At 65.1% G+C, this 24,750-nt stretch carries 22 protein-coding genes; 11 read left to right on the forward strand and 11 right to left on the reverse strand.

All coding sequences use genetic code 11. The features are described 5' to 3' along the window. Window positions 1-47: 47 nt before the first annotated feature. The 3 genes from H7U20_RS12450 to H7U20_RS12460 all read right to left on the reverse strand — a co-directional run bounded on the left by H7U20_RS12450 (window position 48) and on the right by H7U20_RS12460 (window position 1,727). Window positions 48-653, reverse strand: a complete 606-nt coding sequence (locus tag H7U20_RS12450; RefSeq protein ID WP_199759472.1) for a DUF5615 family PIN-like protein — start codon at window positions 651-653, stop codon at window positions 48-50. Then, window positions 650-880, reverse strand: a complete 231-nt coding sequence (locus tag H7U20_RS12455) for a DUF433 domain-containing protein (RefSeq protein WP_199759473.1) — start codon at window positions 878-880, stop codon at window positions 650-652. Before H7U20_RS12455 ends, H7U20_RS12450 begins: the two co-directional genes overlap by 4 nt. Window positions 881-1,007: 127 nt before the next feature. Next, a complete protein-coding gene (locus H7U20_RS12460; RefSeq protein WP_233410717.1) occupies window positions 1,008-1,727 on the reverse strand; it encodes a TetR/AcrR family transcriptional regulator in 720 nt (239 codons plus the stop codon). Window positions 1,728-1,943: 216 nt separating this feature from the next. On the opposite strand from H7U20_RS12460, the gene H7U20_RS12465 reads away from it, so the two are divergent. Together H7U20_RS12465 and H7U20_RS12470 are read left to right on the forward strand one after the other, a co-directional pair. Continuing rightward, entirely contained in the window at window positions 1,944-2,858 is a 915-nt protein-coding gene (locus H7U20_RS12465; RefSeq protein ID WP_199759474.1) for a lipase family alpha/beta hydrolase, read from the forward strand. 10 nt (window positions 2,859-2,868) lie between these two features. Continuing rightward, window positions 2,869-3,810 (forward strand): lipase secretion chaperone, encoded by a 942-nt coding sequence (locus H7U20_RS12470; RefSeq protein ID WP_199759475.1) that lies wholly within the window; start codon window positions 2,869-2,871, stop codon window positions 3,808-3,810. A gap of 97 nt (window positions 3,811-3,907) precedes the next feature. On the opposite strand, the gene H7U20_RS12475 is transcribed toward H7U20_RS12470, so the two are convergent. After that, window positions 3,908-4,393 (reverse strand): hypothetical protein, encoded by a 486-nt coding sequence (locus H7U20_RS12475; RefSeq protein WP_199759476.1) that lies wholly within the window; start codon window positions 4,391-4,393, stop codon window positions 3,908-3,910. A 154-nt stretch (window positions 4,394-4,547) separates the two neighbouring features. Here H7U20_RS12475 and H7U20_RS12480 point away from each other — a divergent pair, with 154 nt between their 5' ends. Then, complete coding sequence (locus H7U20_RS12480; protein WP_199759477.1) at window positions 4,548-5,348, forward strand: lipid II flippase Amj family protein; 801 nt, start codon at window positions 4,548-4,550, stop codon at window positions 5,346-5,348. Between the two features lie 156 nt (window positions 5,349-5,504). Here H7U20_RS12480 and H7U20_RS12485 read toward each other — a convergent pair whose 3' ends face one another. The 4 genes from H7U20_RS12485 to H7U20_RS12500 form a co-directional block, all read right to left on the reverse strand. After that, window positions 5,505-6,647 (reverse strand): OmpA family protein, encoded by a 1,143-nt coding sequence (locus H7U20_RS12485; protein WP_199759478.1) that lies wholly within the window; start codon window positions 6,645-6,647, stop codon window positions 5,505-5,507. Window positions 6,648-6,671: 24 nt separating this feature from the next. Continuing rightward, window positions 6,672-8,180, reverse strand: a complete 1,509-nt coding sequence (locus tag H7U20_RS12490; protein ID WP_199759479.1) for an ice-binding family protein — start codon at window positions 8,178-8,180, stop codon at window positions 6,672-6,674. Window positions 8,181-8,574: 394 nt separating this feature from the next. Beyond that, the gene (locus H7U20_RS12495) at window positions 8,575-10,308 is read right to left on the reverse strand and encodes a methyl-accepting chemotaxis protein (protein ID WP_199759480.1); all 1,734 of its coding nucleotides are present in this window, start codon (window positions 10,306-10,308) and stop codon (window positions 8,575-8,577) included. Window positions 10,309-10,495: 187 nt separating this feature from the next. Beyond that, a complete protein-coding gene (locus H7U20_RS12500; protein ID WP_199759491.1) occupies window positions 10,496-10,885 on the reverse strand; it encodes a DUF4280 domain-containing protein in 390 nt (129 codons plus the stop codon). A 173-nt stretch (window positions 10,886-11,058) separates the two neighbouring features. On the opposite strand from H7U20_RS12500, the gene H7U20_RS12505 reads away from it, so the two are divergent. Beyond that, complete coding sequence (locus H7U20_RS12505; RefSeq protein WP_199759481.1) at window positions 11,059-11,646, forward strand: DUF4337 domain-containing protein; 588 nt, start codon at window positions 11,059-11,061, stop codon at window positions 11,644-11,646. 46 nt (window positions 11,647-11,692) lie between these two features. Here the strand turns inward: H7U20_RS12505 and H7U20_RS30760 are convergent, their stop codons facing one another. After that, a complete protein-coding gene (locus H7U20_RS30760) occupies window positions 11,693-12,826 on the reverse strand; it encodes a GGDEF domain-containing protein (RefSeq protein ID WP_370593150.1) in 1,134 nt (377 codons plus the stop codon). Window positions 12,827-12,993: 167 nt separating this feature from the next. Further along, window positions 12,994-13,965: a choice-of-anchor A family protein gene (locus H7U20_RS12515; RefSeq protein WP_199759482.1), complete on the reverse strand. Its 972-nt coding sequence runs from the start codon at window positions 13,963-13,965 to the stop codon at window positions 12,994-12,996. A 483-nt stretch (window positions 13,966-14,448) separates the two neighbouring features. Here H7U20_RS12515 and H7U20_RS12520 point away from each other — a divergent pair, with 483 nt between their 5' ends. Further along, on the forward strand, window positions 14,449-15,405 hold the full coding sequence (locus H7U20_RS12520; protein WP_199759483.1) for a 5'-nucleotidase: 957 nt from the start codon (window positions 14,449-14,451) through the stop codon (window positions 15,403-15,405). A gap of 151 nt (window positions 15,406-15,556) precedes the next feature. Here H7U20_RS12520 and H7U20_RS12525 read toward each other — a convergent pair whose 3' ends face one another. Beyond that, the gene (locus tag H7U20_RS12525) at window positions 15,557-16,654 is read right to left on the reverse strand and encodes a branched-chain amino acid aminotransferase (RefSeq protein WP_199759484.1); all 1,098 of its coding nucleotides are present in this window, start codon (window positions 16,652-16,654) and stop codon (window positions 15,557-15,559) included. A 186-nt stretch (window positions 16,655-16,840) separates the two neighbouring features. Between H7U20_RS12525 and mfd the strand changes: the two genes are divergently transcribed. The 6 genes from mfd to H7U20_RS12555 all read left to right on the forward strand — a co-directional run bounded on the left by mfd (window position 16,841) and on the right by H7U20_RS12555 (window position 24,207). Next, a complete protein-coding gene (mfd, locus tag H7U20_RS12530) occupies window positions 16,841-20,284 on the forward strand; it encodes a transcription-repair coupling factor (RefSeq protein ID WP_199759485.1) in 3,444 nt (1,147 codons plus the stop codon). Between the two features lie 40 nt (window positions 20,285-20,324). Beyond that, window positions 20,325-21,167, forward strand: a complete 843-nt coding sequence (gene serB / locus H7U20_RS12535) for a phosphoserine phosphatase SerB (protein WP_199759493.1) — start codon at window positions 20,325-20,327, stop codon at window positions 21,165-21,167. Between the two features lie 80 nt (window positions 21,168-21,247). After that, complete coding sequence (locus H7U20_RS12540; protein ID WP_199759486.1) at window positions 21,248-21,610, forward strand: DUF4870 family protein; 363 nt, start codon at window positions 21,248-21,250, stop codon at window positions 21,608-21,610. Between the two features lie 6 nt (window positions 21,611-21,616). After that, on the forward strand, window positions 21,617-22,654 hold the full coding sequence (locus tag H7U20_RS12545) for a serine hydrolase domain-containing protein (RefSeq protein ID WP_199759487.1): 1,038 nt from the start codon (window positions 21,617-21,619) through the stop codon (window positions 22,652-22,654). Window positions 22,655-22,746: 92 nt separating this feature from the next. Continuing rightward, the gene (locus H7U20_RS12550; protein WP_199759488.1) at window positions 22,747-23,667 is read left to right on the forward strand and encodes a pyridoxal-phosphate dependent enzyme; all 921 of its coding nucleotides are present in this window, start codon (window positions 22,747-22,749) and stop codon (window positions 23,665-23,667) included. 99 nt (window positions 23,668-23,766) lie between these two features. Then, entirely contained in the window at window positions 23,767-24,207 is a 441-nt protein-coding gene (locus tag H7U20_RS12555; protein ID WP_199759489.1) for an MAPEG family protein, read from the forward strand. Window positions 24,208-24,750 lie beyond the last annotated feature (543 nt).

The following is a 24,750-nucleotide window of genomic DNA, read 5'->3' on the forward strand; positions in this document are numbered from 1 at the left end:
TGCTGAATAGTGTTTCACTGCCCGTCTTTGCTCCGCCCCCTGTACGATTACGAGAAATCAGATGACGCGACAACTATCCTGACACAGGGGGCACCTCGAAAAATTACGTCAGGCGGATCATTTTTTGCTGGCGCAATCTCCTCGTCATTGAATTGCACGCCAAGAATTCGCAAGAACTCGCGAACCACCCATTTTTCCCTGTCAGCTTTGCTCTCGGCGGAAAAATACTTGACATCCTCCTCCAAGGTCGCCCGGCGATTGGCGATGTACACTTCATGCCATCCCCGCCATTGCAATGGCAGCAGCCGCAACCTGGTGCGTTTGACATCCACGGTGAGCAACGCACCATCCTCCAGTTCTTCCGCCATCTGCCGCAAGGCAGCTATGACCTGTACGCCAATCACGTTCGGGCTGACATCCTCAGCGCGAATTTGCACTACGCTCGGCTTTTTACCCTGCGTGGCGGCCAGGATCGTGCCGAAGTCCAGATCGTGAGTGAGAACCACGTAATTGTTCGTGTTGGCATATGCCATGATTTCGGCGTCGGGCGCGTTGTTGGCACCCAGCGATGACCAGTGTGCGGCTTCGATTCCCCCATCGGCCAACACGCCGATCCAGCGCGGCGACAGATTCATATCGACCAGCAGCTTCATGCGATGGTCAGCATGACCTCGCGTTCTTCGGCCCGCCATGCGGCGTAGCGAAGCGCCTGCAAGATGTCTTCGCGCTCCAGACAGGGATAGTCGGCAAGAACTTCGTCGATGCTGTGGCCCGCACCGATCTGGCCGACCAACATGCCGACCGTGACGCGCATCCCACGAATGCACGCTTTGCCGCCCATCACTTCGGGCTGCTGGGTGATGCGATTCAGTTGTTCCATGCTCGGCCCCTTATCGAAACTCACTTCAACAGTAGTGGATTGCGAATGGTATTTCAAGAACCATTTGCGAGAACGCAGGAGCGTTGAATTGACGTGTCCCCGCTTGCGCGAGGACGACGGGCTCGGCTCAGGCGGCGGAGAGGTCAAGGTAGCCGCGCACGAAACGCACGGTGCTGTCGGCAAAGTCGTCGGGGCTGATTTTGGCGGCGCGGTACTTCCAGCGCTTGACATACCAGTCCTGGAACAAGGCCAGGCAGTGCGCCGCCAGCAGTGTGGCGTCGCACGCCGGGCGCGGCACGATCTGTTCGATGGTGGCGGCGATCACCGTCTGCACGTACAGCTCGGACTCCTTGGCCACCTGGCGCTGCTCGGCCGCCAGCACGCGCGAATCCATGAAGACGAAATAGAACCACGGCTGCAGGATCTCGGACAGGTAGATCGAGGCGCGGATCATGCCCTCCAGCCGGTCCAGCGCGCTGTCGACGCCGCCGAACATGCGCGGGATCTCGGTGGTGGCCTGGCGCACCACCTCCTCGATCATCTCGGCCAGTTGGTCCTTGCCGTCGATATAGCCATACAAGCCGCCCATCGACATGCCCGTCTCGTGGCACAGGTCGCGCAAGGTCATGGCGCGGAAGCCGACGTCGTTGGCCAGGCGGAAGGTGGCGTTGAAGATTTTCTCGAGGTTTTCCAACGCCGGCTTGCGCCGTTTGACGCCGATGCGTTCGGCGTAGCGGTCGAGCAGAAAGGCCCAGATGTTGGCGCCGTCGAGCGGCGTCATCTGTTGGAAGCGCTGGAAGTCGAATTGGGCCGGCAAGGTCACCCCGAAGATTGAATTTCGGAACAATTATATCTCAGGAAAACAACTGATTCGGACGGAATGCAAATTCCGCCCGCGCTTTCGCACGTGTGGCATGCGCGGCAAGAAAAGCGGTGCTACATTTCGAAAACCGAGCAGTTGCTCGTTTTATTTCCGGCATAGATCGGGAGGAAACGGGCGTTGCCGGGGCGGAAAATTCGTCCGCTGTCAGCTATCTCATTTCAATACCCATTGGAGACAAAAATGAAGAAACGCTTTTGGAAACTGCTGTCCCTGCTCTTGATCGCCGCCAGCGCCCTGCCCGCGCCGTCCTGGGCCGCCGGCTACACGCAAACCAAGTATCCGATCGTGCTGGTGCACGGCCTGTTCGGCTTCGACAACATCGGCCCGGTCGACTATTTCTACGGCATCGCCTCCGGCTTGCGCGACGGCGGCGCCAAGGTCTACGTGACCCAGGTGTCGGCCGCCAACAGCACCGAGGTGCGCGGCGAACAGCTGCTGAGCCAGGTCAAGCAGATCCTGGCCGCCACCGGCGCCGCCAAGGTCAACCTGATCGGCCACAGCCACGGCGGCCCGACCAGCCGCTACGTCGCCTCGGTGCGGCCCGACCTGGTGGCCTCGGTCAGCAGCGTGGGCGGCGTCAACAAGGGCTCCAAGGTGGCCGACGTGCTGATCGGCGCGGTGCCGAACGCCAGCTACGCCCTGGTCAACGCCGTGTCCGGCTTCATCAGCTTCCTGTCGGGCAGCCCGACGCTGCCGCAGAACTCGCGCGCCGCCGCCGTCTCCTTGAGCACGGCCGGCACCGCCGCCTTCAACGCCGCCCATCCCGAGGGCGTGCCGACCAGCGCCTGCGGCGAAGGCGCCTACCAGGCGCGCGGCGTGTATTATTTCTCCTGGAGCGGCGCCAAGCCCTACACCAATCTGCTCGACGTCAGCGACCCGGTGCTGGCCTTGACCGCCATCGCCTTCGACGGCGCCAAGAACGACGGTCTGGTGGGCAGCTGCGCCAGCCATCTGGGCAAGGTGATCCGCGACGATTACGCGCTCAACCACCTCGACGAGGTCAACCAACTGGTCGGCATCACCAACCTGTTCGAGACCAATCCGGTGACCATCTTCCGCCAGCAGGCCAACCGCCTGCAGGGCCTGGGACTGTAAAGGGAAACGCATGAACACGAACGCGACACTGCTGCGCTTGGGCGCGCTGGCGATTTTGCTGGCGGCGTTGTACTTCGCCTTCTTCAAACCGGAGGCGGCGGCGCCGGTCAAGCAACGCGCCGACCCCAACTATTTCGCGTTCGTGCGCTCGATGGAGGGCACCCGGCCCGACGGCGAGCTGCACCAGAACGGCGCCGACCAGTTGGTGGTCGACGCCGAGCTGGGCCATTTGTTCGACTACTATTTGGCCGGCCTGGGCGAGAAGGATCTGAACGCCATCAAGACCGAGATCGAGCGCGAGCTGGAGCGCCGCCTCAAGCCGGGCGCGGCGGCGACGGCCAAGCGCCTGCTCGACAACTACCTCAAATACAAGGGCGCGCTGGCGGTGCTGGAGCGCGGCCTGCCGGCCAGCAGGGACATGGCACAAGGCGCGCGACAGCGCCTGAGCGCCATGCAGCAACTGCGCCACAGCTACTTCAGCGAGCAGGAAATCGCCGGCCTGTTCGGCGCCAGCGACGCCTACGACAACGACGCCATCGCCCGTCTGGAGATCAACAGCGACACCACGCTGACGGCGGAGCAGCGCACGGCCGGGCTGGCCGCGCTCGACGCGCGCATGCCGGCGGCGCAGCGGGCGGAACGCGACGCCCCCAGCCAGGTGCTGCGGTTGGAGGAGTCGGTGCGCGAACTGCGCGCCCAGGGCGGCGGCGACAACGAGGCCTACCGCCTGCGCTCGGCGGTGTTCTCGCCCGAGGCGGCGGCGCGGCTGGCCGAGCTCGACCGCGAGGAGGCCGACTGGCAGCGTCGCATCGACGCCTACCGGACGCAGCGCAAGGAGCTGCTCGGCAGCAGCGCCGGCACGCAGGCCGAAGCGCAACAGCGGCAACTGCAGCAGCTGCGCGATGCCAACTTCAATGTCGAGGAGCAGCGCCGCTTGGGCGCCTATGAGTGACGGCAACGCGTTCGGCGCCGCGCGGTGACGGTCGGCGATGGCCGGCGTCGAAACGGACGACGCGCCAACCAGATGAGGCGGCGCAACCTTCCGATGCCTATGGAAAATGACGGGCTATATAGAACGTTGCACCTACGAGAGTACTATTGGTAACGATGAGCAAACCGATAATGCGCCAGGTGATTTTAAGTAATTCCTCTTGCAAATAGGCCTTGGTGACATAATTGCCGCGATCCTTCTTGAGCAGTTCCATATCGGCCTGGGTCTTTGCAAGGTTCAACTCAAGCTTGCTGAATTGTTCCGTGCAGCTCAACTCAAGCTTGGTGATTTGTTCTGTGCAGCTCAACTCAAGCCTTCTGAATTGTTCTGTGCAGCTCAGCTCAAGCTTGGTGATTTGTGCCCGAAGAGAATGCACATCGCCTTGCATGATGTGCAGATCGGACCGCATCGCGGTCTGGTTCGCTTCGAAGATGTTGAGCCTTGATTCCATGTACTTATAATAGGCCCGCTTATCCAAGTCCGCAATCGGCGGATCGTCGTCGGACGGGCTGCTGGGAACTGGATTTTCCGCATTGGTCGGCATGGTGGACTCCCGCGTCTGATGTCAGCTCAAGGTAGCGCCCTTTGTCGCATCCTTGTTTGCGCTGCCGCAGCGTTCCCCGCGCCAGCCCGGCATTGCCGAATCGACCATTTCATGCGAGTATGCGCGGCCGCCCCTCCCCCACCCACAGGCCCGCATGGACAAGCAACTACTACTGATCTGTTTCCTCACCTTCGTGATCCACCTGATCGGCACGCTGGCCTACTCGGTGCGCATCGCCGGCGTGCGCACCAAGCGCATCGCCGTCTCGTTGGCCCTGTTCAGCATTTTGATGCTGGTGTCGCGCACCTCCAACTCCTTCCTCGGCCCCTTCATGGCCAAGCGGGTCGAGAACAACCTGAGCGGCGGCGCCGTCGACCTGCTGATGGACTTCCGCTGGCTGCTGATCGCCGCCTCGCTGGCCACCATCGCCGGCGCGCTGCTGATCCCCACCTTCCAGCGCGTGTTCTGCCGCGCCGTGCTGCACTTCCAGGTGCACCGCTCGATCCCCAAGCTGCTGATGCACGGCCTGTTCAAAGGCGGCATCTCCTACGTGCGCGACATGGCCAGCGCGCCGGCCGGCGCCAACCTGAGCGGTCTGCGCAAGGGCAACGGCGTGTCGCTGTCGGTCACGCTGCTCAATGTCGGCGCGGTGGCCTTGTGGACGGTCGGCGTGTTTGCCGCGCTGTACGCCGGCGCGCTGGACCCGGCGGTTTGGGTGACGTCGAGCACGCTGTCGTCGATCATCAACGGCGGCGCGACGGTGATGATGGCGGTGTTCATCGATCCGCACATGTCGGGCATGACCGACGACGTCATCGAGGGGCGGGTCAGCGAGTCGCAGTTCCGCAAGGCGGTGGTGTGGCTGGTGGGCAGCCGGCTGGCCGGCACGTTGCTGGCGCAGCTGCTGCTGGTGCCGGCGGCGCTGCTGATCGTGGCGGTGGCGCGGCTGCTGTGAGCCGCCAGGGGATGGAGCGCGAGATGAGGTGGACTGCTTGCGTCCCGTCGAGGGAAGCAAGTCAACACGGCGACGCGCGCGCCGTTTGACAACGCTGATCACTTCGGCCAGTGCGCCGGCGGGCTCCCGCCCACCGCGCGCAACCGGCCGCCGTGCTTACTTCGTGGTGCTGCGGGTACCCACCACTTCGACCGTCACGCGGCGATTTTTGGCGCGCCCTTCGGCCTTGGCGTTGTCGGCCATCGGCTGGGTTTCGCCCTTGCCCTCGGTGTAGACGCGCGAGGCCTCGACACCCTTGCTCACCAGGTAAGCCTTGACCGCTTCGGCGCGGCGCAGCGACAGTTTCTGGTTGTAGTCGTTCGAGCCGACCGAATCGGTATGGCCGACCGTGACCATCACCTCGGTGTTCATACCCTGCAGCTTGACCAACAGATCGTCCAGCGCGGCGCGGCCATCCGGCTTGACGGTCGATTTGTCGAAGTCGAACAAGGCTTCAGAGGAGAACGAGGCTTTCTCCGAGGTCGGCTCGGGTGCTTTGGCCGGCGGCGGCAGCGGCGCCACGACGGCCGCTGGCGGCGCTGCTTCCACCGCCGCCGGCGGCACATACACCGGCGCGCTATGCGCCGGCCGGCCCAGCTTGTAGACCAGGCTGACCGACAGCAGGTCGACATCGCCGCGATTGCCGACCGCGTCGTTGACGCGATAGCGTTCCATCTCGCCGCGCAGCGCCAGGGCTTCGCTCAGCTTGTATTCCAGGCCCAGGCCGGCCTTGGCGTTGAGCTTGCGCTCGCTATGGTCGGGCGCGGTCACCGCCGCCAGACGGTTGCCGCTGAAATGCGTGCTGGTTTTGGCATAGTTCATGCCCACCCGGCCCAATAGCGACAGCCGTTCGGTGATCGGCAACTGTCCCAGCAAGTCCAGGTTGGCGCCGCGAAAGCCCGCCTCGCCGTTCAGCACGCCGTTGCCGGAGGTGGTCGCGTTGAAACCGAATTTCCCCAGGTCGAAGTAACCCAGTTCCAGCGCCAGGTAGCGGTTCAGCTGCTTGCCGACAAACAGCTTGTAGCCGGTGTCCCGTTCGTCCGTGTTGAAGCCGGTGACGCTGGCGCCGTTGGCTGTAAAGCTGTCCGTCAGGCGCTGCCGATCGATGGTGCCGCGCGAGCGGCCGACGCCGGCGCCGAGGTACCAGGCGCTGTTGGCCCATTCCGGATTGATGAAGGTTTCCTCTGCGTGGGCAAATTCGACGGCGAGCATGGCGCAGACAAGTGCGCTCAATGTGCCTATTTTTTTAGCGACGGTCATGATGTGTCCTTGATGGGTGAGCGTTTATTTGGCGATTTGATTGTTGCGCAGCGTGACTGCGGCGGCGGTCAGCACGCGGCCATTGAGCAGCGTCGTGTTGTCGCCCACTGTGATGGCGGCCGACTGGCCCAGGATCGTGCCCTTGAAGACGCTGTTGGCGCCCAAGGTGGTCGGGCCGACGGGCAACCAGCTGACATTGGCGGCGCTGGCGCCGTTGCTCAGGGCGACGATCGAATTGGCGGTCGAATTCAGCGTCAGCGCGGTGCGGAAGATGTAGACGCCGGGACCGTTCAGCGTCACGGTGCCGGTGATGTTGATGGCGCCGGCGTAGCAGTAGACGCCCGGCGCGAAAGTCTGTCCGCCGAGGTCGATGGCGCCGGCAAAGCTGACGTCGCAGCTGCGGCCGTTGGCGTTGCTGATCGCGGTTTGCAGATCGGCCAGGGCGCCGGCCAGGATGGCGCCGGACTTGTAGTTGGTGAAGCCGGCGGCCAGCGTCGGGTCGGTGGTTTGCGACGGCGAGCCGACATCGCCCTGAATCAGCGTGGTGCCGCCGGCGTTGTTGGTCAGCGAGGTGCCGGCCAGAACCGCGAAGTTGGCGGCGCCGCCCAGTGGCACTGGCAGCGCGAGCGGCGGCGCCACCACGGTGCTGACGGTCAAGGTGGCGCTGGCGGATTGGGCGCCGACGGTGGCGGTGATGGTGGCGCTGCCGGCGGCGACGCCGGTGGCGGCGCCGCCGGCGGCCACGCTGCCGATGGACGGGCTGTTCGAGGTCCAGACGGCGTTGCCGGTGACAAAGGCGGTGCTGTTATCCGAGTAGGTCGCGGTGGCGACGAATTGCTGCTGGCCGCCGATCAGCACGGTGCTGCTGGCCGGCGTGACGGCGATGCTGGTGAGGGTGGCGGCAGGCACGGTGACCGTGGTGCTCGCGCTCTTGCCGTTGCTGGTCGCCGTGACGACGGCGCTGCCCGGCGCGGTGGCGGTGACCAGGCCGCCGCTGTTGACAATGGCGCTGGCGGGCGTGGCCGAGACAAAGGTCGAGCTGGCGGTCAAGTCGTGGGTGGTGGCGTCCGAATAGCTGCCGATGACGGCCAACTGGCGGGTGGCGGCGATCAGCACGGTGGGATTTTGCGGCGTGACGGCGATCGACAGCAACACGGCCGGCGTCACGGTCAAGGTGGCCGCGGCGGTTTTTCCGTTGTACGTCGCGGTGACGACGGCGCTGCCGACGCCGACACCGGTGGCGAGGCCGGTCGTGGCGGCGACCGTGGCCACGGCCGGTGCGGCGGAGCTCCAGGCGGCGGCGACGACTTGCGTGGAGCCGTCGGCGAAGGTCGCGCTGGCGTTGAACTGCTGGCTTGCACCGAGCGCGATACTTGGCGCCGCCGGCGTCACCGCCAGCGAGACCAGGGCCGCGGCGGGTAGGCCGAGGATGGGATCGCGTCCCTGATCGCCGCCGCATCCTGCCAGCAGGGCGGCGGCGAGCAAGCCGACGGAACAAAGCAAGGTCTTGGTATATCTTTGGAGGGTTTTCATGATGCTTCCTTTTGTGCTGAAATTGCGGACCGACTAAAGGCCTTCGCTGTGCGCGAAAGGCAAGTGATCCACGATGTCATGCACGGCCGAGCCCGTATGTGCGCTGGCGCGCTTAGGCTTTGGAGAGCAGGAAACACTGTGGGGAATAAACATCAAAGCGCTGCGCGGCCGCGCAATAGGCCCGACGCACTGGGATGCGGTGGTGTGGCGGTGATGTGACGGTGGTGTGGCGGTGGCGCGGCCGCGGCGAGCCGCCAGGGGGACCACGAGACCTTGTGGGCGATGAAGCAGGCTCCGTGCTCCCCACCCGGGGAAGCACGGAGCCACTGGACGCGGGCCGTGTTTGACGGCGCCCACCGTCAGCTTGAAACAGTATAGAAAAGTTTAAAACAGTTTAAAACGTTTCCCACTCGGCCGTGGCGGCGGCCGCTTTCGGCGTGGCGGCCAGGCGCAAGCTGGGCTTGTTCGGCCGGACCGGCCTGGCCGGCGCGCTCTGTGTCCGCCGCGCGGCGATGGCGGGCGCCGCCGGCCGTGCCGCCAGCGCGCCGTCGATGCGGAACACGCTGACCACCTCGGCCAGTCCGCCGGCCTGCTCCTGCAGCGAGGCGGCCGCCGCCGCGGCCTGCTCGACCAGCGCGGCGTTCTGCTGCGTCACCGTGTCCATCTGGCCGACCGCCATGTTGATCTGGTCGATGCCCATGCTCTGCTCCTGGGTCGCCATGCTGATCTCGCCCATGATGTCGGTGACCCGCTTGACGCTGGCGACGATCTCGTTCATCGTCACGCCGGCCTCGGCCACCAACTTGCTGCCGGCGTCGACCTGGCCGACCGAGTCGCCGATCAGCACCTTGATCTCCTTGGCCGCCGTGGCCGAACGCTGCGCCAGGTTGCGCACCTCGCTCGCCACCACCGCGAAGCCGCGACCCTGCTCGCCGGCGCGGGCCGCTTCCACCGCCGCGTTGAGCGCCAGGATGTTGGTCTGGAAGGCGATGCCGTCGATCACGCTGATGATGTCGACGATCTTGTTGGACGACTGGTTGATCGAATCCATCGTCTCGACCACGCGGGCCACCATGGCGCCGCCGCGCACCGCCACGTCGGAGGCCGAGGCGGCCAGCTGGTTGGCCTGGCGGGCGTTGTCGGCGTTGGCCCGCACGGTCGACGTCAGTTCCTCCATCGACGAGGCGGTCTCCTCCAGCGAGCTAGCCTGCTCCTCGGTGCGCGAGGACAGGTCCAGGTTGCCCGTGGCGATTTCGGCGGACGCGGTGGCGATGGTGTCGGTGCCATCGCGCACCTGGCCGACGATGCGCACCAGGCTGTCGTTCATTTCCTTGAGCGCGCCCAGCAACTGGCCGGTCTCCTCGGTGGTGCGCACCTCGATGCGGCTGGTCAGGTCGCCCGAGGCCACCGTCTGCGCCACCTTGACCGCCAGGTTGATCGGCCGCGTGATGGTGCCGGTGATGTAGACGGCGCAGACGACGGCGACCAACATCGCCAGCAGCGCCGAGCCGACCATCATCCGCTTGGCCTGGACCAGCGCGTCGCCGCCCTGCTGCACGCTGGCCTTGGCAATCCCGTCGTTCAGGTCCTCGATTTTCATCAGGGTCGCCTCGGCCTTCAGGAACAGCGGCCGCGACACGTCGTACTGGCGGTAGAACTCGACGAACAAGTCCTTCTGCTTCTGCTCGTCCTTGTTGCCGGCCAGCGCAGTCATCAGGCCGACGATCTTGCCGTCGACCGCCTTCCAGGCCTCGAACTCGGCGACGAACTGTTTCCACAGCACGGCCTCCTCGTCGGTCTGCGGCAGCGGCTCGTATTTTTTCCAGCCGACGTCGATATTCTTCCAAGCGCGCTGGTGCAGCTTGATCGCCTCGCCGAACTTGTCCTGCGAATGGTAGTCGTTCTCGTAGATCGCCGTGGTCAGCGTGGCCGCCGACACCGCGGTCTGGCCCTCGCTCATGATCAGCAGGCCCTGGATCGACGGCAGGCGCACCACGCCGATCTCGTTGACGGCGCCGCCGACGGTGGCGATGCCGCTGTAGCCGCTGCCGCCGATGACGGCCAGCGCCACCAGCATGATGGCGACCAGGCTGGCGAGCTTCCACTTAATCAGTAAATTCTTGAACATGACACACTCCCGCTAAATCCGCCGCCCGAAGACCGGCGCGCCACCTGGGCCGCCGGATAGAATTGGAGAGAATCCCCCGCAGTCCGAATATGGGCGTTTCGTTGATACAGGTCAACAGCTTTTCGCTAGACTGTGGTGGGTTACCCACGGGAAAGTATGCGACTTGCAAGATGCTGTCGGATGGGCGCTACGGAATCATGGTCGTCGTCGTGGCGGCACTGTTGATGGCGACCACGCCGCCCCAGTTGCACATGCATTTGCAGTTGTTGTCGAGGGCGGGGAAGTTGGCGATCAGCACGGTCGGCGCGCCCGGCACCCAGGGCGCGGCGGTGACCGGGATGCAGGGCATCGGCGTCAGCACGCCGAGGGCGGCGGCGGTGGCGGCGATCACCATCGGGTTGGCCGGCGAACTGCACACGCCGAAGGGCAGGATGTTGAGCATCGGCACATGGTCCATGATGGTGGCGGCCGGCGGTCCCTCGGCCAGCACGGCGTTGGTCGGCAGCACCACCAGCGACGACGGCGCGGCGCCGAAACTACAACTGAGCATCGCGCCCATGGCAACCTGGTTGGCCATCGCATCTCTCCTGGTGGTGGTGGTCGACGAATCCATAGCAACGCCATTATGGCCGACAAGGCCGCCGCCGCGCCAGCGCGGCGGCAAGCATCCACAAGCCAACTGCACATCATCCGCACCGGCGCGCGCCGCCGCGTGGTAGCGTAGCGTTTTTCATTCGCACAAAAAAAAACATGGAAGCACTAGACTTGGTCGAGAATCCGAACGACGCCGCACCGGCCAGCCGCCTCAACGCCACGGTGGCGATCACGGTGGCGCTGCTGGCCACCTTCATGGGCATCTGCAAGGTAAAGGACGACAACATCTGCCAGTCCATGCAGCAGGCCCAGGCCAACCGGGTCGACCACTGGGCCTTCTACCAGGCGCGCAATGTGCGCGAGGAAGTGGCCAAGTCCACCGTGGTGCAGCTGCGCCTGGCCGCGCTGGACCGGCCGGCGGCGCAGCAGGCCAGCTACGCCGAGGCGATCGCCCACTACGAGGCGCTGGCCGCCGACCAGGCCAAGAAGAAGGCCGAGGCCAAGGCGCAGGCGGAGCAGGATCAGAAGGACTACGACGCCGCCAACTTCAAGGACGACCAGTTCGACCTGTCCGACACGCTGCTGGCGATCGCCATCTCGCTGTTGGCGGTGACCGCGCTGACCCAGCAACGCTGGCTGTACCTGGCCGCGCTGGTGCCGACCGGCTTCGGCGTGCTGATGGGCCTGTCCGGCCTGGCCGGCTGGGCGATCCACCCCAACGGCCTGATCGCCCTGCTGTCCTGAGTCCCGCCGGCGGCGCCGGCCGGCTGCTTGGCGGCGCGGCGGCCGATCACAGGCACACCACCTGGTTGCGGCCGGCCCGCTTGGCGGCGTACATGGCGGCGTCGCCGACGGCGATCAGGCGCAGCAGGTCGTAGCCGTGCTCGTCCGAGCAGACCACGCCGACGCTGACCGTGTAGCGGATGGCGTGGCCGTCGATCGCCACCAGGGCCTGGGCGACCTTGTCGCGCAGGCGCTCGGCGACGCCGCCCGCCTCGGCCAGGTTGATGCCGTCGAGCACCAGCACGAACTCCTCGCCGCCGTAGCGGGCCAGCAGGTCGAGCGGGCGCAGCTCCAGCCGCAGCAGCCGGGTCAGGTGGCGCAACACCTCGTCGCCGACCGGGTGGCCGTGGGTGTCGTTGATCTGTTTGAAGTGGTCGGCGTCGATCATCACCACCGACAGGCTGCGCCCGCCGTGCAGGGTGCGCGCGGCGATGCGGCCGCCCTGCTGCTCGAGCGCGCTGCGGTTCAGCGCGCCGGTCAGCGGGTCGAGCGTGGACAGGCGGCGCAACTGCACGGCGTAACGCCGCGTCACCATCATCACCATGCCGAAGGCGACGCAGACCTGGGCCAGCGCCGTCGCCAGCAGGCTGGCATCGAGCAGCAGCGCGCCCTGGCCGGGCGGCGGCAAGGGATACAGCACCAGATAGGCGCCGCGCGCGCACAGCGCCAGCCCCAGCATGGCGAAGCCGAGCGCGCTGATGCCGACGCCGCGCCAGTCGGCGTGGCGCAGCAAGGTGGCGGCGCACAACCAGCACAGGGCGCCGAAATAGAAACCGCTGACACTGAGCCGGGCGCGCAGGCTGGGATCGACCACGCTGAAATAGCCGGCCAGCGCCAGCGGCACGGCGACGATCAGCGCCACCCAGTTCCACTCCAGCGGCTCGGCGCAGAACAGGCGCACGCCGCGCAGGACCAGGCCCATGCCCAGCGCCATGACGCCGTAACTGAGCACGCCGTGGACCAGTTGCGGCAGGCCGCTCATCGCCGAGATGGCCAGGCCGCAACAGGCCGCAACATTGCCCAGCGCCCACAGGCGCTGCTCCTCCAGCGAATCGGTGTAGAAAGCGGCGGCCAGCAAGAGCGCCGTGGTCAGCAGCGTGAAGCAGACTTCCACCAGCAAAAGAGTCTCTGGATTGAGCACGGCAGGTCCCTGGGACGCGATCCCCCAATGTAGCTCAGCGGCGACGGCAAGGCAATCGCCGTTGCCGCGCGGCGGCAAAAAGCCGCCATGATGTGGCCGGCCAACAAAAAGGGCTCCCGCGGGAGCCCTCACTCAACCGGCGGCAGCCGGCGGCGACACGAGGTGACTCAGGCGGCTTTGCGGCGGCGCGCCATGAAGCCCACCAGGCCCAGGCCGGCCAGCAGCATGGCGTAGGTTTCTGGTTCCGGCACCGGCGAGGTCGGGTGGAACGGCTCGTAGCCGATCTCGACCTTGGTGCTCATGCCCTTGGCGATGATGCTGCCTTCCAGGTGGCCGCCGCCGGCGCTCAAAATCGCGTTGTTGGCCAGCACGGTGCCGTAAGCGAAGGTCGACATGCTGATGTCGGTGGCGTTGACCAGGTTGTAGATCAGACGATCGCGCATCGACTTCATTTGGCCGTCCTGGCCGCCGCTGAAGGTGACCATGCCGCCACCAGTCACGTTAATGACGACGTTGGCGGTCGACTTGACGTTCTGCAGCACCAGATTGCCCAACTCGCTGGAACTGACGTTGAACACTTGCAGGTCGGAGCTGTTGTCGCCGGTCAGGTAGATGCCGCCCCATTTCAGTTCAACGATACCGTTGGCGGCGGTCTTGTTCAAATCGCTAGACAGCTTGGTCAGCTGGGTCTTGGCGGCGGCAAAGTTGACCACGCCGGTTTGCTGGCGCAGGTCGTGATAACCGGACGAGCCGGTCTTGCTGCCACCATACACGCCATAACCCTTTTCTTTCGTATATTCGGTGATCGGGCCAACGGTGGCATTAGTGTTCACATTGGTTTTCGGACCGGTGAAGATGTCGCCGCTGCTCAGGCTGACGTTGCCGCCGACCACCAGGCTAGGACCGGTCACGCCGTAAGGGGTGCGGTAGCCGACCGACATGCCGCTGGTGCTCAGGTTGCCGCCGACGGCCAGACGGCCTTCGACGTCGACGACATTGCTGACGTTACCGTAGAAGAAACCGCTGTAACCGGAGGCCAGACCCAGGTCGATGACAGGCACGGCGGCGTGGGCGGAGCAGAGGACGGAAGTGCCCAGCAAGATGGGCAGAAGACGGGCAACGAAAGTGCTTGGGGTCATGGTATCTAATTGGTACTGTTACTGGTTTGTAGGAAGAAACACGTGGCTTGCTGCGTTTGACAGAACGAATTATAGCCCAAAGACAATATGTATTTTCACAAAAACAATAAATATTTTTCTAAGACAATACCAAAACAGTACCGGAAATTGCTTTTCTCCTATGAAAACGAGCTGTATAGGCGAGTGATAAAAAACCAACAATAGGCACTCATCAACAACAAAATGGACGCCGATCGTCCAAATCGACGTGCGCGACGGCAGCGCGCTTATGCCACGCTTAAGGGCACTTCGAAAAACCACCAAATTGTCGTTCCGCATCGGCGGACCGCCGCGTAGGCGGGAACCCATGCTGAGCCAATGGATATGCGGGGTATAGATTCCCGCCTGCGCGGCGGTCCGCCGATGCGGAATGACGGTTTTTCGAGGTGCCCTTATGCCGCGCTTATGCCGTACACTTACTTTTTAGAAAAGATTGAGCGATCCATGGTCTACCCGATAGAAAACAAGCTGGTCATCGGCATCGCCTCGAGCGCGCTGTTCGACCTGACCGAGTCGCACCGCATCTACCTCGAACAGGGTGCCGAGGCCTACCGCAAGTATCAGGAGCAACACCACGACAGCGTGCTGGGCAAGGGCGTCGCCTTCCCCTTCATCCGCCGCTTTCTGGGCATCAACCAGCATTTCGTCCGCCAGGCGCCGGTCGAGGTGGTGCTGCTGTCGCGCAATTCGCCCGAGACCGGCTTGCGGGTGATGCGCTCGATCGCCCACTACGGCCTGGACATCTCGCGCGCCTGCTTCGTCACCGGCCAGTCGCCCTACACCTACCTGCCCGCCTTCAATGCCGCGCTGTTTCTCACCGCCAACGAGGACGACGTCCGCATGGCGCTGGCGGCCGGGCTGCCGGCCGGCCTGGTGCTGCCCTCGCGCACCGAGGACGAGGACAAGGATGGCGGCGACAGCGCCGAGCTGCGTGTCGCCTTCGACTTCGACGGCGTGATCGCCGACGACGAGTCGGAGACCGTCTTCAAGCGCAACAACGACGTCGCCGAGTTCCACGCCCACGAACGCGAGCGCGTGGCCGTGCCGCACCAGCCCGGGCCGCTGGCCGATTTGTTCCAGAAGCTGGCGCTGATGCAGAAATTGGAGGAGCGGGCGCAGCGGCGCGATCCGGCCTACCGCAAGATCCTGCGCATCGCCATCATCACGGCGCGCAACGCGCCATCGCACGAGCGCGTCGTGACGACCTTGAAAAGTTGGGGGGTGTCGGCCAACGAGACCTTCTTCCTGGGCGGCATGGACAAGGCGCGCGTGCTGCGCATCTTCAAGCCGCACATCTTCTTCGACGACCAGCTCAGCCATTTGAAGTCGGCCGGCGGCACGATCCCGATGGTGCACGTGCCGTTCGGCGTGGCCAACCGGCCGCCGCCGGCGGCGCAGTAAGGCGGCGCCGGCAAAAACCACCCAAAGGCGAACCGCCGGGGTCGGACCCCGCCGGGTCCGACCCCAGATTTCGCCCGTGGGTTTTCTCAATCGACGCCGACTCGCGCCCTACAATCGAGGCCGGCTCGCGCCCTAAAGAGCGGCGTTACGCTCAGACCTGGTGCATCCAGTTGTGACGGTCGGCCACGGTGCCGTGCTGGATCGCCAGCAAGGCTTCGCGCAGGGCCATCGTCACCGGGCCGTTCTGGCCGTTGTTGATGCTCAGCTCGAAGCCCGTGGCCTTGGCCTTGCCGACCGGCGTGATGACGGCGGCCGTGCCGCAGGCGAACACCTCGGTCAGGCGGCCGGCGGCGACGTCGTCGCGCCACTGCTGCACGGTGAGCTTGCGCTCGCTGGACTCGTAGCCCAGGTCGCGCGCCAGCTCCAGCAGGCTGCGCCGGGTGATGCCCGGCAGCAGGGTGCCGGTCAGCTCGGGCGTGACGATGACGGTCTTGCCCTCTTCCTGATAGACGAAGAACAGGTTCATGCCGCCCATCTCCTCGATGTAGCGGCGCTCGACGGCGTCCAGCCAGACCACCTGGTCGCAGCCTTTTTCCTGCGCCTGGGCCTGGGCCACCAGGCTGGCGGCGTAGTTGCCGGCGCACTTGGCCTCGCCCGTGCCGCCCGGCGCGGCGCGCACGTAGTCCTCGCTGATCCACACGGTGACCGGCTTGACGCCCTGCGGGAAGTAGGCGCCGGCCGGCGAGGCGAACAGCACGAACAGGTATTCATTCGATGGCCGCACGCCGAGGAAGGCGTCGGTGGCGATCATCAACGGGCGCAGGTACAGGCTCTCGCCGACGTTCTTCGGCACCCAGGCGGCGTCCAGGTTGATCAGCAGGTCGGCCGCCTCCATGAACAGGTCGACCGGCAGGTCGGGCATGGCCAGCCGGCGCGCGCTGCGGTTGAAGCGCTCGGCGTTGGCCTCGGGCCGGAAGGTCTTGACGCCGCCGTCCGGCTGCGAGAAGGCCTTGAAGCCCTCGAAGATGGCCTGGCCGTAGTGCAGCGCCGAGGCCGACGGGTCGAGCATCAGCGGACCGTAGGCTTTCACCTCGCCCTGCTGCCAGGCGCCGTCGCGGTAGGGGATCACCACCATGTGGTCGGTGAAGGTGCGGCCGAAGCTGAGCACACGCAGCTGTTCGGCGCGCGCGGCGTCGCTCAGCTGGTGGGTCGATGGGGTCACTACAAAGCGGGAAGTGGCGGTGGTCATGAGAGGGTTCCGATAAAAATGGCGCCGCGCGGCGCGTCAATCGGCCATGATACCAAGTTTTGTCGCTTCCGTAGCGGCCGACAACATTGTCGCCCGACGTGGCGCGGAGGCTTCGTCTATAATGTGCGCAGCGGCATTGCCACTCTGGGCGGTGCGCTTAACCGTTCAATCTGTGTCAGCGCCTGCATGTCCTTCGACTTAAAAAAATCCCTCCCCAAACCCGGTAACCGCTTCGCCCTGCCCGCCCTGTACGGCTCGGCCGACGCCTACGCGCTGGCGCTGTCGGCGCTCGAACTCAAATCCCAGGGCCGCATGCTGGCCGTGGTGGTGGCCAACGCCAGCGACGGCCAGCGCCTGCTCGACGAGATCCCCTGGTTCGCCGCCGGCCGGCTGCGCTGCCACCTGCTGCCGGACTGGGAAACGCTGCCCTACGACGCCTTCTCGCCGCACCAGGACCTGGTGTCCGAGCGCCTGGCCACGCTGCACGAGATCCAGAACGGCCAGTGCGACGTGATGCTGGTGCCGGCCACCACGGCGCTGGTGCGGATGGCGCCGCCGTCCTTCCTGGCCGCCTACACCTTCTTCTTCAAGCAGGGCGAGAAGCTCGACGAAGCGCGCCTGAAGACCCAACTGACCCTGGCCGGCTACACCCACGTCTCGCAGGTGATGTCGCCCGGCGAGTACTCGGTGCGCGGCGGCCTGCTCGACCTGTTCCCGATGGGCTCCGCCCTGCCCTACCGGCTCGACCTGTTCGGCGACACCATCGAGACCATCCGCACCTTCGACGCCGACACCCAGCGCTCGCTGTACCCGGTGCGCGAGGTGCGCCTGCTGCCGGGCCGCGAGTTCCCGATGGACGAGCCGTCGCGCACCACCTTCCGCAACCGCTGGCGCGAGCAGTTCGAGGGCGACCCGTCACGCTCGGTGGTCTACAAGGACATCAGCAGCGGCATCGCCTCGGCCGGCATCGAGTACTACCTGCCGCTGTTCTTCGAGCAGACCGCGACCCTGTTCGACTACCTGCCGGAGGGCGCCGCGCTGGCCCTGGTGGGCGGCATCGACGGCGCCATCCAGCGCTTCTGGTCCGACACCGCCTCGCGCTACCGCTTCCTCAAGGCCGACCGCGAGCGGCCCATCCTGGCGCCCGAGGCGCTGTTCCTCAGCGAGGAGCAGTTCTTCACCTTGGCCAAGCCCTACGCCCGCCTGGTGCTGGCGCGCGACGCCGAGGCCGGCGCCTCCGAGCTGTCGGCGCCGGTGCCCAACATCGCCGTCAACCGCCACAGCGAAGACCCGCTGACCAATCTGCGCGCCTACCTGCTGCAGAGCGGCCGCCGGGTGATGATCTGCGCCGAGTCGAACGGCCGGCGCGAAACGCTGCAGCAGTACTTCACCGAATTCGACCTGGCGCTCACGCCGGTCGAGGGCTACGACGGCTTCCTCGCCAGCGACGCCAAGCTGACCTTGGGCGTGGCGCCGCTGCACGCCGGCTTCGAACTGTCGGTCGACGGCGAGCAGCTGATCTTCATCACCGAGACCGAGCTGTACGCCGGCTCCGGCCGCCGCGTCGGCAAGAAGAAGCAGGAGGGCGTGACCCAGGTCGAGTCGATGGTGCGCGACCTGTCGGAGCTGAAGATCGGCGACCCGGTGGTGCACATCAACCACGGCATCGGCCGCTACATGGGCCTGACCAGCATGGACCTGGGCGAAGGCGAGACCGAATTCCTGCACCTCGAATACGCCAAGGACAGCAAGCTCTACGTGCCGGTCTCGCAGCTGCACGTGATCTCGCGCTACTCCGGCGCCTCGCCGGAGGACGCGCCGCTGCACACGCTCGGCTCGGGCCATTGGGAAAAGGCCAAGCGCAAGGCCGCCGAGCAGGTGCGCGACACCGCCGCCGAGCTGCTCAACCTGTACGCCCGCCGCGCCCTGCGCCAGGGCCACAGCTTCGAATACTCGGCGCACGACTACGAGCGCTTCGCCGACAGCTTCGGCTTCGACGAGACGCCCGACCAGGCCGAGGCGATCCGCAACGTCTTGAAGGACATGACCTCGGGCAAGCCGATGGACCGCCTGGTGTGCGGCGACGTCGGCTTCGGCAAGACCGAAGTAGCGCTGCGCGCCGCCTTCATCGCCGTCATGGGCGGCAAGCAGGTGGCCATCCTGGCGCCGACCACCCTGCTCGCCGAGCAGCACGCGCAAACCTTCGCCGACCGCTTCGCCGACTGGCCGGTGCGCATCGCCGAGCTGTCGCGCTTCCGCACCGGCAAGGAGATCACCCAGGCCATCAAGGGCATGAGCGACGGCACGCTCGACATCGTCATCGGCACCCACAAGCTGCTCTCGGGCGACGTCAAGTTCACCCGCCTGGGCCTGGTCATCATCGACGAGGAGCACCGCTTCGGCGTGCGCCAGAAGGAGGCGCTCAAAGCCTTGCGCGCCGAGGTCGACGTGCTGACCCTGACCGCCACGCCGATCCCGCGCACCCTGGGCATGGCGCTCGAAGGCCTGCGCGACTTCTCCATCATCGCCACCGCGCCGCAGAAACGCCTGGCGATCAAGACCTTCGTGCGCGGCGAGAGCGAGGCGATCATCCGCGAGGCCTGCCTGCGCGAGCTCAAACGCGGCGGCCAGGTGTACTTCCTGCACAACGAGGTCGAGACCATCCAGAACCGCATGGCCATGCTGACCGAGCTGCTGCCTGAGGCGCGCATCGCCGTGGCCCACGGCCAGATGCACGAGCGCGACCTGGAAAAGGTGATGCGCGACTTCGTCGCCCAGCGCTACAACATCCTGCTGTGCACCACCATCATCGAGACCGGCATCGACGTGCCGACGGCGAACACCATCATCATGCACCGCGCCGACAAGTTCGGCCTGGCCCAGTTGCACCAGTTGCGCGGCCGGGTCGGCCGCTCGCACCACCAGGCCTACGCCTACCTGCTGGTGAACGACGTGCAGACGCTGAGCAAGCAGGCGCAGCGCCGGCTCGACGCGATCCAGCAGATGGAAGAGCTGGGCAGCGGCTTCTACCTGGCGATGCACGACCTGGAGATCCGCGGCGCCGGCGAAGTCCTCGGCGACAACCAGTCCGGCGAGATGCACGAGATCGGCTTCCAGCTGTACTCGGACATGCTCAACGAGGCGGTGCGCGCGCTGAAGAACGGCAAGGAGCCCGACTTGGCGGCGCCGCTGGCCAGCACCACCGAAATCAACCTGCACGTGCCGGCGCTGCTGCCGGCCGACTTCTGCGGCGACGTCCACGAGCGCCTGTCGATCTACAAGCGGCTGGCCAACTGCGCCGAGCAGCACAAGATCGACGACATGCAGGAGGAGCTGATCGACCGCTTCGGCAAGCTGCCCGACCCGGTGCGCGCGCTGGTCGAAACGCACCGCCTGCGCATCGCCGCCAAGACCGTCGGCATCATCAAGATCGACGCCCACGGCGAGGCGGCCACCCTGCAGTTCATGGCCAAGCCGCCGATCGACCCGATGCGCATCATCGAGCTGATCCAAAAAAACCGGCAGATCAAGCTGAACGGCCAGGACAAGTTGAAGATCACCGTCGCCATGCCCGACCTGGCGGCGCGCGTCAACCAGATTAAAACCGCGATCAAGCAGTTGACCGCCTAACTCAGAGCAAGCATTGATGAACACGCCACAAAACACCACCATGAACCTGGTCCTGCAAGGCCTGGACGACTGCAAGCCGCGCCTCGAACGCATCGCCGCGCTGGTCGCGCCGGCCCGCCTGACCTGGCTCGGCGAGCGCGCCGTGCGCTGCGAGGACATCAGCTACTCGCCGGGCCTGCGCCAGACCATCGAGGTGGCCGCCCACGCCGCCCAGCTCGACGCCACCTACATGATGGGCCTGCACAAGCTGGACGACTTCAAGCTGGTGGCGATGGACATGGACTCGACCCTGATCACCATCGAGTGCATCGACGAGATCGCCGACATGCAGGGCCTGAAGGCGCAGGTGGCCGAAATCACCGAAGCCGCCATGTGCGGCGACCTGGACTTCTCCGCCAGCCTGGCGCGCCGCGTCGCCCTGCTCGCCGGCCTGGATGCCGGCGCGCTCGAACGCGTCTACGAGGAACGCCTGCGCCTGTCGCTCGGCGCGGAAAACATGCTGGCGGCGGTGCAGGCGGCCGGCCTGAAGACGCTGCTGGTGTCGGGCGGCTTCACCTTCTTCACGACGCGCCTGAAGCAGCGCCTCGGCCTCGACTACACCCATGCCAACGAACTGGAAATCGTCGACGGCAAGCTGACCGGCCGCGTCATCGGCACCGTGGTCGACGCCGAGGAGAAAAAGCGCACCGTCGAGCGCGTCTGCGTGCAGCTGGGCATCCGCCCGGAGCAGGCCATCGTCATGGGCGACGGCGCCAACGACCTGCAGATGATGGGCATCGCCGGCCTGTCGGTGGCCTTCCGCGCCAAGCCGGTGGTGCGCGAGCAGGCCAGCGTGGCGCTCAACTTCGTCGGCCTGGACGGCATCCTGCCGCTGCTCGGCTAGTTCGTCTTCTTTGCCGCGCGGCAGGCTTGCCAACATTGTTATACTGGAAAGCCTGACCGCCCGCACCGAGGAATACGACCATGTCCCAAGAGATTGTTTTCGACACCCGCCTGGACTCCGCCAAGAACCTGGCCTGGTGGCTCTACCTGATCCACGCCGTCAGCTTCCTGTTTTCGCTCGGCGCCTTCTCCTTCATCCCGCTGATCGTCAACTACGTCAAGCGCGGCGAGACGGCCGGCACCTTCGTCCACAGCCATCACGGCTGGCAGATCCGCTCGTTCTGGTGGTATGTGGTGTGGATGTTCGTCGGCTTCGTGCTGTTCATCACCTTCATCGGCATTCCGCTGGCCTGGCTGGTCTGGATCGGCGCCTGGCTGTGGAAGGCCTATCGCCTGATCAAGGGCATTTCCGACCTGAACCGCAACCAAGCGATGCCCGGCTGATCGACGATGGATTTTCTGCGCGAGCATTTCCATGGCGTCCAATCCAAGGTTGCCGCCAACGATCCCGGCTTCAGCGCCCTCGTCGTACGCCACGGCGCGGCGCGATTCGAGTTGCACCACGGCGTCGCCTGCATGGAGCTGGGCGTGCCGCTGAGCGGCCGCTCGCGCTACTACATGGGTTCCGAATCCAAGCAGTTCACCGCCGCCTGCATCCTCGACCTGGTGCGCCAGGGCCGCCTGTCACTCGACGAGGACATCCGCGCCCGCCTGCCGATCATGCACCGCATCGACACGCCGCTGCCGCTGCGCAACCTGCTCAACCACAGCAGCGGCATCCCCGACTACCTGCCCTATCTGAACCTGCAACTGGGCCGGCACGAAAGCAACTACTTCGATAATCCGCTGGCGCTGCAACTGATCGAAAAATTCGATGAGCTCGACTTCACGCCCGGCAGCCGCCACGACTACAGCAACAGCAACTACCAACTGCTGGCCCAGCTGATCGAGGTGGTCAGCGGCACGCCGCTGGCGGCCTACGCGCGCCGGTTGGTGTTCGCGCCGCTGGCGATGGCGGCCACCGACTTCGACATCGACCGCCAGGCCATCCTGCCCGACCGGGCGCGCAGCTACAGCCCCGACCCGCTGCGGCCGCGCGGCTACAAGCAGCACCTGGGCAACGCCAACACGGTGGGCGACGGCGGCCTGTACTCCTGCACCGACGACCTGCTGCTGTTGGAACGCGACTGGCACCGCCAGTACGCCGACCCGAACAGCCTGGTGCAAGCGCTGCTGCAGGAGTCGCACGACAACGACGGCGCGCCGTTCTCCTACCGCTACGGCCTGGAATGCCTGAGCCACGAGGGCATGGACTATGTGTTCCACAGCGGCTGCCTGTGGGGCTTCAACACGCTGATCCTGCGCGTGCCGCAGGCCGGCCTGTCGGTCGTCCAGCTGAGCAACAACGAGCTGCTGGAACCGGACCAACCGGCGCTGCTGCGCGCCATCGCCGCCGACCTGGCGGCCGAGCGCCACCTCACAAGCTAGGCTGCAAAGCGGAGCGCCAGGTGATATGCTCGCTTGGCGTTGTAACAATTCAATTTCACTACCGAAATCCGCGAACCAGGAGCCTTGCCGACATGACCCCATTGCACATCCCCACTCCCCTGCTGGAACACCGCGCCATGTCGGCGGCGCTGGACAAGCGCGTGCTGTTGAAGATGGAGAACAGCCAGCCGTCCGGCTCGTTCAAGCTGCGCGGCATCGGCCTGCTGTGCCAGCGCGCCGTGGCCGCCGGCGCCAACCACCTGGTCTGCCCGTCGGGCGGCAACGCCGGTTTCGCGGCGGCGGTGGCCGGCGTGGCGCTGGGCGTGCGCACCACCATCCTGGTGCCGCGGACCACCTCGGCGGCGGTGCGGCGCAAGATTGAAGACATCGGCGCGACGGTGATCGAGCACGGCGCGGTGTGGGACGAGACCAACGTCGAGGCGCGCCGGCTGGCCGAGGCGCCCGGCGCCGTCTACGTGCCGCCGTTCGACCATCCGGACATTTGGGAGGGCAACTCCAGCCTGATCGACGAGGCCGTCGTGCAGAGCCGCGCCATGGACGCCGAGTTCGACGTGGTGGTCTGTTCGGTCGGCGGCGGCGGCCTGATGTCCGGCGTGCTGCAGGGCCTGCACCGCAACGGTTTGGGTAAGGTGCCGCTGATCGCCGTCGAGACCGAGGGCGCCGCCTCGCTGCGCGCCTCGATGCGCGCCGGCGCGCTGGTCAGCCTGGCGGCCATCACCTCGCTGGCCACCACCTTGGGCGCCAAGCGGGTCGCCGCCGAGGCCTACGCCTGGACCGGCCGCCACAGCGTGCACAGCGTGGTGGTCAGCGACGCCCAGGCGGTGGCCGCCGCCCGCCGCTTCGCCGACGATTTGCGCGTGCTGGTCGAGCCGGCCTGCGGCGCGGCGCTGGCGGCCGGCTACGAACAGGTGGCCGAGCTGGCGCGCTTCCGTCGTCCGCTGTTCGTGGTCTGCGGCGGCATCGGCGTCGACCTGGCCGCGCTGGCGGCCTGAGGCAAAAATCGGCCTTCGCCTTGGAGGCACTTCGAAAAACTGCCCAATTGTCGTTCCCGCGCAGGCGGGAACCCATGCTGAGCCAATGGGCGTACGGGTATGGATTCTCGCCTGCGCAGAGGTCCGCCGATGCGGAATGACGGTTTTTCGGGGTTCCCACAAGGCGATGAGTCAGAAAAATTGCTGAAATTTCTTAACTTGGGTGGATTGGGGCGCGCACGCAGGCAATCCGGCCTCAAGGCACCTGCGGTTACGGGTCACGAGGGTTTTGAACGCATGTATCGGGTTCAAATGAACACCTTGGAAATTCTCATTTCCTTTTTGCCGAGCTTGTTTTTGGCCGCGAAATATTGGCCCACCCCTTTGCTTGTAGGTCTGGCTATTTTTTACGTGGTTGGGCGACATGTTTACTGGCGCGCTTATGTCAGCGAGCCGTCAAAGCGTGCGCTCGGTTTCATGATGTCCATGCTACCCACCTTGCGCTTGCTCATACTGGCACTTGTCGGTGTCATTCTTTCGCTTTCGGGACTCAAGACCTAAAATTTAAAATGAAAATATATGTGCAAATATTTTAATATATGTAAATTCCTTACGTTAATCCTGCTTTCTTCTTTTTTAACCGTATCATCGGCGTCCGATATTCAGGATCTCGAAAAAAATGATTTAAATCATAGAATTTTAAATATTGAAAATGAAAAAAAACATCTTTTGTCAGAAATAGATTTAGGCAATCGCCGCCAGAAATTAGCACAAAATACGTTGTCGAAATATTTGGTTTTAGAGCATGATGTTTGGTGCTGGCGCAGCTGCGGCTAGTATCTCTCCTCAAAGCCAGTCTTCGGGGAATGTGAATGTTGTCTTTCCAGTGCCAAGTGACAGTAATGTTGGTGGCACTCGCAAAGGTACCGATCCCGACGGCATCATCCTTGATAAAGAGTGATCCGATTAAATAGGTAAAACATTTGCGCCTCAAATTGTTCTGAGTTTTAGGTCACGCCGTTATACACAATTCTTGGTGCTGGCCCGGTCTCGTAATTTTCCCATTGTTTTCGCTGCAACGTAGACCTCTTTCATGCCAAGCCA

The sequence above is a fragment of the Rugamonas violacea genome, from assembly GCF_016461825.1.
Classification (GTDB): Bacteria; Pseudomonadota; Gammaproteobacteria; order Burkholderiales; family Burkholderiaceae_D; genus Rugamonas.

Coding starts and splice junctions, on each gene's coding strand:
- H7U20_RS12500 (WP_199759491.1), bottom strand. CDS start 10,885: ATGGCCAACCAGGTTGCCATGGGCGCGATGCTCAGTTGTAGTTTCGGC.
- H7U20_RS12455 (WP_199759473.1), bottom strand. CDS start 880: ATGGAACAACTGAATCGCATCACCCAGCAGCCCGAAGTGATGGGCGGC.
- H7U20_RS12495 (WP_199759480.1), bottom strand. CDS start 10,308: ATGTTCAAGAATTTACTGATTAAGTGGAAGCTCGCCAGCCTGGTCGCC.
- H7U20_RS12450 (WP_199759472.1), bottom strand. CDS start 653: ATGAAGCTGCTGGTCGATATGAATCTGTCGCCGCGCTGGATCGGCGTG.
- H7U20_RS12545 (WP_199759487.1), top strand. CDS start 21,617: ATGGATTTTCTGCGCGAGCATTTCCATGGCGTCCAATCCAAGGTTGCC.
- H7U20_RS12475 (WP_199759476.1), bottom strand. CDS start 4,393: ATGCCGACCAATGCGGAAAATCCAGTTCCCAGCAGCCCGTCCGACGAC.
- mfd (WP_199759485.1), top strand. CDS start 16,841: ATGTCCTTCGACTTAAAAAAATCCCTCCCCAAACCCGGTAACCGCTTC.
- H7U20_RS12525 (WP_199759484.1), bottom strand. CDS start 16,654: ATGACCACCGCCACTTCCCGCTTTGTAGTGACCCCATCGACCCACCAG.
- H7U20_RS12515 (WP_199759482.1), bottom strand. CDS start 13,965: ATGACCCCAAGCACTTTCGTTGCCCGTCTTCTGCCCATCTTGCTGGGC.
- H7U20_RS12555 (WP_199759489.1), top strand. CDS start 23,767: ATGGATTCTCGCCTGCGCAGAGGTCCGCCGATGCGGAATGACGGTTTT.
- H7U20_RS12540 (WP_199759486.1), top strand. CDS start 21,248: ATGTCCCAAGAGATTGTTTTCGACACCCGCCTGGACTCCGCCAAGAAC.
- H7U20_RS12490 (WP_199759479.1), bottom strand. CDS start 8,180: ATGAAAACCCTCCAAAGATATACCAAGACCTTGCTTTGTTCCGTCGGC.
- H7U20_RS12550 (WP_199759488.1), top strand. CDS start 22,747: ATGACCCCATTGCACATCCCCACTCCCCTGCTGGAACACCGCGCCATG.
- H7U20_RS12465 (WP_199759474.1), top strand. CDS start 1,944: ATGAAGAAACGCTTTTGGAAACTGCTGTCCCTGCTCTTGATCGCCGCC.
- serB (WP_199759493.1), top strand. CDS start 20,325: ATGAACCTGGTCCTGCAAGGCCTGGACGACTGCAAGCCGCGCCTCGAA.
- H7U20_RS12505 (WP_199759481.1), top strand. CDS start 11,059: ATGGAAGCACTAGACTTGGTCGAGAATCCGAACGACGCCGCACCGGCC.
- H7U20_RS12480 (WP_199759477.1), top strand. CDS start 4,548: ATGGACAAGCAACTACTACTGATCTGTTTCCTCACCTTCGTGATCCAC.
- H7U20_RS12485 (WP_199759478.1), bottom strand. CDS start 6,647: ATGACCGTCGCTAAAAAAATAGGCACATTGAGCGCACTTGTCTGCGCC.
- H7U20_RS12520 (WP_199759483.1), top strand. CDS start 14,449: ATGGTCTACCCGATAGAAAACAAGCTGGTCATCGGCATCGCCTCGAGC.
- H7U20_RS12470 (WP_199759475.1), top strand. CDS start 2,869: ATGAACACGAACGCGACACTGCTGCGCTTGGGCGCGCTGGCGATTTTG.